At 67.1% G+C, this 11,084-nt stretch carries 11 protein-coding genes; 6 read left to right on the top strand and 5 right to left on the bottom strand.

The genetic code is table 11. The features are described 5' to 3' along the window. Positions 1-34 precede the first annotated feature (34 nt). Positions 35-910 carry an acetyl-CoA carboxylase, carboxyltransferase subunit beta gene (gene accD / locus DELCS14_RS06880; RefSeq protein WP_013801012.1) on the top strand — a complete coding sequence of 292 codons (876 nt, stop codon included), beginning with the start codon at positions 35-37 and terminating at the stop codon, positions 908-910. 77 nt (positions 911-987) lie between these two features. Here the strand turns inward: accD and DELCS14_RS06875 are convergent, their stop codons facing one another. Next, positions 988-1,545: a YggT family protein gene (locus DELCS14_RS06875; protein WP_013801011.1), complete on the bottom strand. Its 558-nt coding sequence runs from the start codon at positions 1,543-1,545 to the stop codon at positions 988-990. 90 nt (positions 1,546-1,635) lie between these two features. Between DELCS14_RS06875 and DELCS14_RS06870 the strand changes: the two genes are divergently transcribed. The 5 genes from DELCS14_RS06870 (at position 1,636) to DELCS14_RS06850 (ending at position 7,194) form a co-directional block, all read left to right on the top strand. Beyond that, the gene (locus DELCS14_RS06870) at positions 1,636-2,310 is read left to right on the top strand and encodes an LON peptidase substrate-binding domain-containing protein (RefSeq protein ID WP_013801010.1); all 675 of its coding nucleotides are present in this window, start codon (positions 1,636-1,638) and stop codon (positions 2,308-2,310) included. A gap of 245 nt (positions 2,311-2,555) precedes the next feature. Then, positions 2,556-4,115, top strand: coding sequence for a lysine--tRNA ligase (lysS, locus tag DELCS14_RS06865; RefSeq protein WP_013801009.1), 1,560 nt, complete (start codon positions 2,556-2,558; stop codon positions 4,113-4,115). Positions 4,116-4,207: 92 nt separating this feature from the next. Beyond that, the gene (locus tag DELCS14_RS06860; protein WP_013801008.1) at positions 4,208-5,224 is read left to right on the top strand and encodes a hypothetical protein; all 1,017 of its coding nucleotides are present in this window, start codon (positions 4,208-4,210) and stop codon (positions 5,222-5,224) included. A gap of 110 nt (positions 5,225-5,334) precedes the next feature. After that, on the top strand, positions 5,335-6,417 hold the full coding sequence (locus DELCS14_RS06855; RefSeq protein WP_013801007.1) for a diguanylate cyclase: 1,083 nt from the start codon (positions 5,335-5,337) through the stop codon (positions 6,415-6,417). A 108-nt stretch (positions 6,418-6,525) separates the two neighbouring features. Beyond that, complete coding sequence (locus DELCS14_RS06850) at positions 6,526-7,194, top strand: mechanosensitive ion channel family protein (RefSeq protein WP_013801006.1); 669 nt, start codon at positions 6,526-6,528, stop codon at positions 7,192-7,194. Positions 7,195-7,263: 69 nt separating this feature from the next. On the opposite strand, the gene purT is transcribed toward DELCS14_RS06850, so the two are convergent. The 4 genes from purT to DELCS14_RS06830 all read right to left on the bottom strand — a co-directional run bounded on the left by purT (position 7,264) and on the right by DELCS14_RS06830 (position 11,037). After that, a complete protein-coding gene (purT, locus tag DELCS14_RS06845; protein WP_013801005.1) occupies positions 7,264-8,481 on the bottom strand; it encodes a formate-dependent phosphoribosylglycinamide formyltransferase in 1,218 nt (405 codons plus the stop codon). Positions 8,482-8,591: 110 nt separating this feature from the next. Then, on the bottom strand, positions 8,592-9,254 hold the full coding sequence (locus tag DELCS14_RS06840) for a hypothetical protein (protein ID WP_013801004.1): 663 nt from the start codon (positions 9,252-9,254) through the stop codon (positions 8,592-8,594). Between the two features lie 18 nt (positions 9,255-9,272). Next, entirely contained in the window at positions 9,273-9,932 is a 660-nt protein-coding gene (locus DELCS14_RS06835; protein ID WP_013801003.1) for a cold shock and DUF1294 domain-containing protein, read from the bottom strand. A 7-nt stretch (positions 9,933-9,939) separates the two neighbouring features. Then, positions 9,940-11,037: an ATP-dependent 6-phosphofructokinase gene (locus DELCS14_RS06830; protein ID WP_013801002.1), complete on the bottom strand. Its 1,098-nt coding sequence runs from the start codon at positions 11,035-11,037 to the stop codon at positions 9,940-9,942. Positions 11,038-11,084 lie beyond the last annotated feature (47 nt).

Genomic DNA, 11,084 nt, shown 5'->3' with positions numbered 1-11,084 from the left:
GTGCCGCATGCCCTGCGCCTGAAAAGGAAACACCATGTCCTGGCTTGAAAAACTCCTGCCTGCCAAAATCCAGCAAACCAACCCCACGGATCGCCACCAGCAGATCCCCGAGGGTCTGTGGATCAAGTGCCCGAGCTGCGAGACCGTGCTCTACAAGGCCGATCTGGAGAAAAACCAGAACGTCTGCCCCAGCTGCAGCCACCATCACCGCATCGGCGCCCGCGCCCGCCTGAACCATTTCCTGGATGCCGAAGGCCGCTATGAAATCGGCCAGGAAGTCATTCCCGTCGACGCCCTGAAGTTCAAGGACAGCCGCAAGTACCCTGAGCGCCTCAAGGAAGCGCTGGAGAACACCGGCGAGACCGATGCCCTGGTCGTCATGGGCGGCGCCATCAAGAGCGTCAACGTGGTCGCAGCCTGCTTCGAGTTCGAATTCATGGGCGGCTCCATGGGCTCCGTGGTCGGCGAGCGCTTCGTGCGCGGTGTCGAGACCGCCATCGAGCAGAAGGTCCCCTTCATCTGCTTCACCGCCACGGGCGGTGCGCGCATGCAGGAAGGCCTGTTGAGCCTGATGCAGATGGCCAAGGCCAATGCAGCGCTCACGCGCCTGGCCAAGAAGGGCCTGCCCTACATCTCGGTGCTGACCGATCCCACCTTCGGTGGCGTCTCCGCCAGCTTTGCCTTCGTCGGCGATATCGTCATTGCCGAGCCCAAGACCCTGGTCGGCTTCGCCGGCCCGCGCGTGATCGAGACCACCGTGCGCGTGAAGCTGCCCGAAGGCTTCCAGCGCGCCGAGTTCCTGCAGGACAAGGGCGCCGTGGACATGATCGTGGACCGCCGCGAGCTGCGCGACCGCATCGCCGCCTCGCTTGCCATGCTGCAGCGCCTGCCGGCCGACGCGGTCCAGTAAAGCCTCGCGCAGACACAAAAAAGCCGCCGCAGGTTGATGCCTGCGGCGGCTTTTTCACGTCCAGGAAACCAGGGAAATCAGGCCAGCAGCATCAGGCCCGATCCCTGGATATACCCCAGCACCATCAGCGCGATCTGCAGCAGCACCAGAGCCACCAGTGCCGACAGATCGATACCGCCGATCAGCGGAACAACACGGCGGATGGGCCGCAGCATCGGCTCGGACAGGCGCTGCAGCACGCCATACATCGGCGACTGCGGCTGCACCCACGACAAGATGGCATAGATCAGCAGCACGCCCACCATGCCCGACAGCGCCACGCGCGCCAGGCCGCACAGCGCCAGCCAGGGCAGGGCAACCACGGTGGACTGCCCACCCATCAACAGCCACAGCAGCACGAACTGCAGCATCTGCAGCAGGAAGGCGGCGATCAGGCTGGACATGTCCCAGCGCCCGGCCGGCTTGATGATGCGGCGCAGCGGCATCACGATCCAGTCGGACAGCGCAAACACCAGCTGCCCCACGGGGTTGCCGAAGGGCACGCGCTGGGCCTGCATGTACATGCGCAGCAGGCAGACGCCGGTCAACAGGCCAACGACCACGTCGAGCAAAAAGGAAACGATCTGAAAAAGCATGGCGTTGTAGGACTGCGGGAGGAAGATCGGACCACGGCCATCCGGCCCTGGCACAGCATGGGATGATAGCTGCCGCATCCCGCCCATCACATGACCGCCCCTACCGCACTGCACTCCCTGCCGCTGTTCCCCCTGGGCAGCGTCCTCTTTCCCCAAGGCCTGCTGAGCCTTCGCGTCTTTGAAGTCCGCTATCTGGACATGATCCGCAAGTGCGAGCGCACGGGCGCTCCCTTCGGCGTGGTGGCGCTGCAGGCCGGCAGCGAAGTGCGCAAGGCAGGCGCGGCCGCCGAGCAATTGCACGCCGTGGGCACGCTGTCCCGCATCGTCCAGTTGCAGCAGCCCCAGCCCGGCCTGCTGCACCTGCAGTGCGAAGGCACGCAGCGCTTTCGCATGCAGGAGCACCGCCAGCTGCCCCACGGCCTGTGGGTGGCCGATGTGCAGATGCTGCCTGCCGATGCCGCCGTGCCCATCCCCAGCCACCTGCTCGCCACCGCCCAGGCCCTGGCCCAGGTGCTGATGCAGCTGCACGCGCGCTCCACAGACGCCGACCATGCCCGACTGCCCAGCGCCGAACAGATGGGCGACTGCGGCTGGGTGGCCAACCGCTGGACCGAGCTGCTGCCCATGCCGGTCTCCATCAAGCAGCAACTGATGGCGCTGGACAGCCCGCTGGTGCGGCTGGAGCTCGTGGCCGATGTGCTGGAGCGCAGCGGCATAGGCCATGCCCCGGGCCCGGCACCCGGCTCCCCGTCCGCCGGGCACTGACGAATTGGCAGGACTGCAGCGTCATACCGCAGCGGCGTCCGGCACATTGACAGCACCGCGCACCGAAAGCGCGCCAAAAAACTTAAAATCGCGGATTCAGCCCGCCAGCTGCGGGGCTTGCCGGTGGCATTTGCTGCCGCCTCTGCACCCTCCAGCCCTTTGCGCCTGGCTTTTTTCGGCTTTTCCCGCTTTTTTCCCCCGGCTTTTTTCCGGCCCCTCGGCGTTTTGCGCTGGCGCTCATTGTCATGACCGAACACAACACCCCATCCGCAGCGGACCAGACCGCTCCCCAGGACGAAAACCAACTCATCGCCGAGCGCCGCGAAAAACTCAAGGCCCTGCGCGAACAGGTCCGTGAACAGGGCGGCGTGGCATTCCCCAACGACTTCAAGCCCGCCGACCGCGCCGAGGCGCTGCAGCAGGCCCATGCCGACAAGAGCGCCGAGCAGTTGGACGCCGAAGCCGTTCAGGTCAGCCTGGGCGGCCGCATGATGCTCAAGCGCGTCATGGGCAAGGCCAGCTTTGCCACCATCCAGGACGGATCGCTGGGCCCCACGCACGGTCGCATCCAGCTGTACATCACGCGCGACACCGTGGGCGAGGAGGTCTATGCGGCCTTCAAGCGCTGGGACCTGGGCGACATCCTGGGCGCCGAGGGCACGCTGATGAAGACCAAGACCGGCGAGCTGTCGGTCAAGGTGCAGACGCTGCGCCTGCTCACCAAGAGCCTGCGCCCCATGCCCGACAAGTTCCACGGCATGGCCGACCTGGAGCAGAAGGTGCGCCAGCGCTATGTGGACCTGATGATGGACGAGCAGGCCCGCCGCCGCTTCATCGCACGCAGCAAGGCCGTCTCGGGCATCCGCGAATTCATGGTGGAGCACGGCTTCCTGGAAGTGGAAACGCCCATGCTGCACCCCATTCCCGGCGGCGCCAACGCCAAGCCCTTCGTCACCCACCACAACGCGCTGGACCAGGAGATGTACCTGCGCATCGCGCCCGAGCTGTACCTCAAGCGCCTGGTGGTCGGCGGCTTCGAGCGCGTTTTCGAGATCAACCGCAACTTCCGCAACGAAGGCATCTCGGTTCGCCACAACCCCGAGTTCACCATGATGGAGTTCTACGCGGCCTACTGGAACTACCGCGACCTGATGGACTACACCGAGGCCCTGGTGCGCGACGCCGCGCAAAAGGCCGTGGGCACGCTGCAGCTGACCTACGGCGGCAAGCCCGTGGACCTGTCCCAGCCCTTCCAGCGCCTGACCATTCCCGAGGCCATCGTCAAGTTCACCGAGGCCGGTGACAAGGTGGCCGACCGCGAATGGCTGACCAATGCGCTGCGCAAGCTGGGCATGACGGAAGAAAAGGACCGCCTGTCCGCCCGCACCCTGGCCAGCCTGCAGGTGCTGTACTTCGAGGAAGTGGTGGAAGAAAAGCTCTGGCAGCCCACCTTCATCATGGAGCACCCCACCGAGATCTCGCCGCTGGCACGCGCCAATGACGAGCGCCCCGAGGTCACCGAGCGCTTCGAGCTGTACATCACGGGCCGCGAATTCGGCAACGGATTCTCCGAGCTCAACGACGCCGAGGACCAGGCCGCGCGCTTCAATGCCCAGGTCCAGGCCAAGGACGGTGGCGACGACGAAGCCATGTACTTCGACCACGACTTCGTGCGTGCCCTCGAGTACGGCATGCCCCCCACGGGCGGCTGCGGCATCGGCATCGACCGCCTGATGATGCTGCTGACCGACAGCGCCAGCATCCGCGACGTGATCCTGTTCCCTGCCCTGCGCCGCGAACAGTAAAACCCACGGCATCCAGCGCCTGCGCGCGTTGCCAACTGAAGCCGCCTGCGTTCCCTTGGGAGCCAGGCGGCTTTTCCCTATACTGGCTCGCCATGCACATCCCCACCTACTGGGCGCAGGCGCGCCTGCGGCATGAAAGCCGCCCCACCCACGGCATCACCGTCCAGCGCTGGGGATGGTCCGACACCAGCCAGGAAGCCGCCCAGGCCCACGCACAGGAGCGTGCTGGCCAGGCCCTGGAAGCCGCCCGCAATGCGGCGCTTCCAAAGGGCGAGCCCCGCATGGAATGGAAGAACGAGTACGCGCTCGACGGCTTCACCACCCCCATCCGCGAAGAAGTCCTGCAGCGCCGCGACGGCACGGTCATGACGCGCAACAGCTACGGCGCCCACTGCCTGAACACCGAGCGCGTGGCCATCGCCGATATCGACCTGCCCGAGCCGCCCAGCGCCGTGCGCTTTCCCGTCGTGACCCTGCTGTTGTTGGCTTCGGTCGCCATCTGGCTGGCCCGGCTGGCACCGCACAAGAACAATTCGCGGATGGTGGCCACGGCACTGGTCGTGCTGCTGCTGTTCCTGGCCATGCGGCGCGTGCAGCGCTGGTGGGAAGCACGCCAGGCGCGCCAGCGTGCGGCCACGGACTCGCCGGCCGCGCGCGCCATGGAGCGCGTCCTAACCTTCCACAAAAGCCACCCCGACTGGGGACTGCGCGTCTACGAAACACCCAAGGGCCTGCGCGTCATCGTCACGCATGCCGATTTCGCATCGGACGATCCGGCCGTCGGGCGGTTGTTCGACGCCCTGCAGGTGGACCCGCTCTATGCCCTGCTGTGCGAGCGCCAGCAATGCTTTCGCGCACGTGTCTCCGGCAAGCCCTGGCGCATGGGCCTGACCAGCCTATCCACCTCGCTGCGCAGCTGGCCCGTTCCCGAAGACCGGCAGGAGGAGCGCCGCCAGTGGGCACTTGCCTATGACAGCAAAGCCCAGGGCTTTGCTGCGTGCAGGCTGCTGCAGCAACTGGGCAACCCACGCATCTGCCCGGCTGCCGACGCCTTTGTGCAGTGGCATGACGAGGCCAGCCGCGCCCGCACGGATCTGCCGCTGGCCTAGCAAAAGCCCCGTGCACACAATCGCACACGGACGCGACACCCGACTTACACTGGCGCCATCCCCACGCCGCGCACTGCGCGGCCCCTTGATCCATTCCTGGTTTCGCAACCATGAAGGCCATGCCCCCCGCTCCACCTCCCCTGCCCACCGACAGCGCCGACTCCCCCGCCATCGAGCCCAGCGGAGCGCGCTTCGCCAAGCCGACGGACGAGTCCACGCCCTTTTGCGTGCTGGTCGTGGAAGACCAGGCCTCGGTGCGCACCAGCCTGGTCAGCGAGCTGCTGCACGCGGGCGTGACCCGCGTGCTGGAGGCTGCCGATGGCCCCAGCGCCCTGGTCCTGTTCCGCGAGCAGCGCCCCGACCTGGTGCTGCTGGACATCCGCCTGCCCGGCGAGGATGGCTACTGGGTGGCCCGCCAGCTGCGCGAGGCCGAGCCTGGCGAGTGGACGCCCGTCATCTTCCTGTCCGGCCTGGACAATGACCTGGATGTGTGGCGCGGCATCGAGGCCGGAGGCGACGACTACCTAGTCAAGCCCGTCAAGCCCATCGTGCTCGTGGCCAAGCTGCGCGCCATGCGCCGCCTGCTGGACATGCGCAGGCGCCTGGTATCGCTGTCGGCCGAGCTGCACGAGGCCAACCAGAAGCTCAATGAAATGGTCGAGCTCGACCAGCTCACGGGCCTGGTCAACCGCCGAGGCTTCGACCGCATCCTGCATGCCGAGATCGCCTCGGCCCGCCGCGAAGGCCAGCCGCTGACGCTGATGCTCTGCGACCTGGACCATTTCAAGCGCTACAACGACACCTATGGCCACGTGCATGGCGATGAATGCCTGAAACAGATCGGACGCCTGCTGCGCGAGGTCTGCGTACGCCCCCGTGACGTGGCGGCGCGCTATGGCGGTGAGGAATTCGCGCTCATCCTGCCGCGCACGCCACGCTCGGGCGCCATGACGTTTGCGCGCGCCGTGGGCCAGATGCTGCGCGTGCTGCGCATACGCCACCCCGATTCGCCCCATGAATCGGGTCTCACGCTGTCGGGCGGCATCACCACCTGCATTCCCGACGAATACACCAGCGCCGAAGCCATGCTCATGCGCGCCGACCAGGCACTGTACGCGGCCAAGGCGCAGGGGCGCGACCGCTTCTTCAGCTTCGAGATGCAGATGGACACGGTGGAGCAGCGCCGCACCTGACTGCCGGGCCTTGCAGCTGCGCTTACGATCGCAGCTCAATGCCGGGCGCGCGCGAGCTGCGCATCCGGGTCCCGAAAGCGGATTCCTGTTTCCTGAATGTTTGAAGTTATGCGTCGTTTTCAAGCGCACCTGCCCACCTGGATGCAGGATTGGCTGGAGTTCATCATCCCCGGTGCCCAGATCCTGCTGATCATCGGCGCGGCCTGGCTGCTCAATCGCCTGGTTCGCCGGCTGATCGCACGCGCGGGCCGGCACTACGGCCTGCCGCCGGAGCTGCTGGTGCCGCTGCGCGGCGTGTTCCGCTGGATTCTCATTGCCGCCACCGTGCCCCTGGTACTGGAGCGCCTGGGCGTCTCGGCCACCGTGCTGTGGACGGCCTTCACCGGCTTTGCCACCGTGGGCGCCGTGGCCTTCTTCGCGGCCTGGAGCGTGCTGTCCAACCTGTTCTGCGCCCTGCTCATCGTCATCGTCGGGCCCTTTCGCCTGGGTGACTACATCGAGGTGCTGGACACGGCCGAAAAGCCCGGTGCCAAGGGCCGCGTGATCGACATCAACATGCTCTACACCACCTTGCAGGACGCCCATGCGCCCGATGGCTCACCCAACCTGCTGCAGATCCCCAACTCGCTGATCTTCCAGCGCGTGGTCCGGCGCTGGAAGGGCGGCCTGGGTGTGGATGGCGAGCATGCCAGCCATGGCGAGGAGGAGCGCGCCATCCGCCTGACCACGCCGCATGATGCCCAGCCCTCGCAGCCGCCCATGCACACGACCAACTAAGGCCGACACCGCATGAAAAAAGCCGCCGCCCGGCAAAGGGACGGCGGCTTCGCCATTGAGCAGCGCGCCTCAGGGCTTGCGCGGCCGGACCTTGCCGGCGGCCAGCTTGGCGTTGGTGCGCGCCTGCTCCACATCCTGGGCACGTGCCAGGGCCACGCCCATGCGGCGCTTGACGAAGCTCTCTGGCTTGCCGAACAGGCGCAGGTCCGTGCCCGGCACGGCCAGGGCCTCGTCCACGCCGTCGAACACCAGGCCTTCGGCATCCTGCCCGCCATAGATCACGGCGCTGGCTCCGGGGTTGCGCAGCGAGGCATCCACGGGCAGGCCCAGAATGGCGCGCGCATGCAGCTCGAACTCGCTTTGCCACTGCGTGGCCAGCGTGACCAGCCCCGTGTCGTGCGGGCGCGGCGAGACTTCGCTGAACCAGACCTGCTCGCCCTTGACGAACAGCTCCACGCCAAACAGGCCCAGGCCGCCCAGGTCATCGGTCACCGCCTTGGCGATGTCGCGCGACTTCTGCAGCGCCGCCGGGTGCATGGGATGGGGCTGCCAGCTCTCCACATAGTCACCGGACTGCTGGATGTGGCCGATCGGATCGCAGAAATGCGTCTGCACCTGGCCGTCCGCACCCTTGGCGCGCACCGTGAGCTGGGTGATTTCGTAGTCGAAGTCGATGAAGCCTTCGACGATCACACGGCCATGGCTCACGCGGCCGCCGGCCATGGCGTAGTCCCAGGCCTTGGCCACGTCGTCCGGGCCGTCCAGCTTGCTCTGGCCCTTGCCCGAGCTGCTCATCACGGGCTTGACCACGCAGGGGAAACCGATGGCGGGCTGGCCATCGGTGCCGTCGATGGCGGCCTGCAGCTCCTGCTGCGAATCACAGAAGCGATAAGGGCTGGTGGCCAGGCCCAGCGTCTCGGCGGCCAGGCGGCGGATGCCTTCCCGGTCCATGGTCAGGCGCGCGGCGCGGGCCGTGGGGATCACGGTGACCACACCGGCTGCTTCCAGCTCTTCGAGCATGGGCGTGGCAATGGCCTCGATCTCAGGCACGACCAGGTCGGGTTTCTCGGCCTCGATCAAGGCCTTGAGCTGGGCCGGATCGCTCATGGTGATGGTGCGCGCGTGGTGGGCCACCTGCTGGCCGGGCGCGTTCTCGTAGCGGTCCACGGCAATGGTTTCCACGCCCAGGCGCTGCAGCGCGATCAGCACTTCCTTGCCGAGTTCGCCGCTGCCCAGCAGCATGACTTTGGTGGCATGGGGGGAGTAAGGGGTTCCAAGGGTGGTCATCTGCGCGTCCTGTGAGCCAGGCGGAGCCTGGGCAAGATAAGAAAGAGAGGGAGGCAGGCCTGCACGGCCCGCAGCAGCCCCCGATCATAGGACGCCGACGCAGGCGCCGCCTACAAACCCAGCGCCTGCGCGAGGTTGCGCCGCGCCCGCGCCTCCAGCCGTTGCCGGAACCAGTCGGTGCAGTAGATGGCCTCGCGCTGCATGAAGCCCAGCAGCACCTCGCGGCGCTTGGCGCGGTACAGCGGCAAGGGCACCCATTCGTACTCGGCCCGCACCTGCAGCTCGTATTCGGAAAACCGCAGAGGGTCGGCCGCGAGAATGCCCAGGTCGGCATCCACCAGCAGTTGGGCGTCGATTCCGGACGGCTGTGCAGCGTGGCAGGTCGCCATGATCAGACCATGCACGCGCTCAGCTATATCTGCAGGCAGACCCTGCCCGCGCACCACGGCCACGGCCCAGTCGGCGCTACGCGCCTCGTTGTCCTTGGACTGGGTTTCGTAGACGGCATCATGGAACCACAGCGCCAGTGCCACCTCGCCGGGGTGCGTGGCCAGGCCCAGCGCCGGTTGCAGCAGGCCCATGGCCTCGCCCAGGTGCTGCAGCGTGTGGTAGTGGCGCTGGGGCTCGCTGTAGCTTTGCAGCAGCTCGGCCAGCACAGGCTGCGGAGCGCTGGCACCCAGTGCGGACCAGGCGCTCTCCCAAGACGCCTGCCAGGTCTGCAGCGATGCATCGTTTGCGGTGGGCATTTTGGCCCGTGGTCTGGCATGGGTCATCGCCAGTTCCTTCAATTCTCAGAAGATGCCGGGCGCCAGCGCCCGCAGCGGCGCACCTGCCGATGACAGCAGCCATGCCAGCAGGCCGCAGTTGAGCACCACGGTGATCCAGAACACCAACTGGAACGAGGCCTTGCTGGACTTGTGCCGCAGCAGCCCCTGCGCGAGCAGCGCGCCAGGCCAGCCGCACAGCAGTGCCAGCAGGTGCAGACGGCTTTCGCTGGTGCGCCAGCGGTCGTTCCTGGCGGCGGACTTGTCGAATCCATAGACCATGAAGGTCACAAAGCTTGCCGCCGCATACAGGCCGACCAGTGTCCAGGGCATGCGGCCGCTCCAGGCAACAGCCAGCAGCACGCAGAAGAAGGCAACGGCCAGGCCCACCGCCACCGGGCCTCGCACAGGTGACTGAGGCCGCGAAGGCATGCCGGCACGGCTTCGCCGCGCAGGCTGCGGGCGGCCGGTCCTTGGTTCGCCAATGAAGGCCACATCCTGCGCGCGCCATTTCCCCTGGGCGTTGCGGCTGGGCACGTAGCTGACACGCTCTCCGCCCTCGGGCCTGCGGCGGCGATCGGTGAAGGACTTGATATGGACAAAGACCTGCGCGCCGCCTCCATCGGGTTCGATGAAGCCGAAGCCCTGCTCGTCCTTCCAGCCGGTGAGACGTCCCTGCTGCCGCATGGCGGGCTCAGTGGCTGCCGGCTGCGGCCGGCCGCGCATCCTGCTTGCATGGCTCGCCCAGGCAAATGCCTATGTCGCGCGCCATGGTGAGCAGGCCGTGGTCCAGGGGCACGGTGCGCTGGGTGTTGGCCACGCGGGAGATTTCCACGCTGCCGATCTCGCCGCCCTGCAGGGTGACCATGCGGCCGAAGCGCCCCGACAGTACCAGTTGCGCCGCATGGTGGCCGTACTGCGTGGCCAGCACGCGGTCAAAGGGCGTGGGGTCGCCGCCGCGCTGTACATGGCCGAGGACCGTGGTGCGCACCTCGCTCCTGAGGTGGGGCTGCAGGCGCTCGCGCAGCACATGGCCGACGCCACCCAGGCGGACCGGGTCGGGGCTTTGCTCGATGCGCTCGCGCACCGTGAGGCTGGCGCCGCTTTCCTTGGCGCCCTCGCCGATGCAGATGATGGTGTAGCGCTGGCGCTGCTCGCGGACCCGGCAGAAGTCGATGATGGCCTGCAGGTCGTAGTCGATCTCGGGCAGCAGGATGACGTCGGCCGCACCGGCAATGCCGGCCTCCAGCGCCAGCCATCCGGCATGGCGCCCCATGGTCTCGACGATCATCACGCGGTGGTGGCTGTTGGCCGTGCTCTCGATGCGGCGCAGCGCCTCGGTGGCCGTGGCCACGGCGGTGTCGAAGCCAAAGCTGCGCTCGCAATTGGCAATGTCGTTGTCTATGGTCTTGGGCACGCCCACGCAGGTCAGTCCCACCTGTTCGGCCAGGCCATGCGCCAGGCTCATGGTGCCGTCGCCGCCGATGGCCACCACCACGTCCAGGCCCAGTGCCCGAACATTGCGGCCCACATGCTCCAGCGTGGCCGCATCGCGCAGTGGGTTGGCGCTGTTGCTGGTGCCCAGGATGGTGCCTCCCACATGCAGGATGCCCGAGACCTCGTCCCAGCCCAGCGGCTTGACGCCGGGCGGGTCGAGCATCAGGCCCTCGAAGCCGTCGGCAATGCCCAGCACCTCGCACTGGCCGTGGTTGATCAGGGACTTGGTGACCGCACGGATCACCGCATTCAGGCCGGGGCAGTCGCCACCTCCGGTCAGCACGCCAACGCGCATGGGAAAACTCTCCTGTGAAACACCGGCCGACGCGCCCTTTACAACAC

Source organism: Delftia sp. Cs1-4, from assembly GCF_000214395.1.
GTDB classification, from domain to species: domain Bacteria; phylum Pseudomonadota; class Gammaproteobacteria; order Burkholderiales; family Burkholderiaceae_C; genus Comamonas; species Comamonas acidovorans.
Note: the sequence above shows the minus strand (reverse complement) of the source record. Positions and strands in the feature narration are given on the sequence as shown.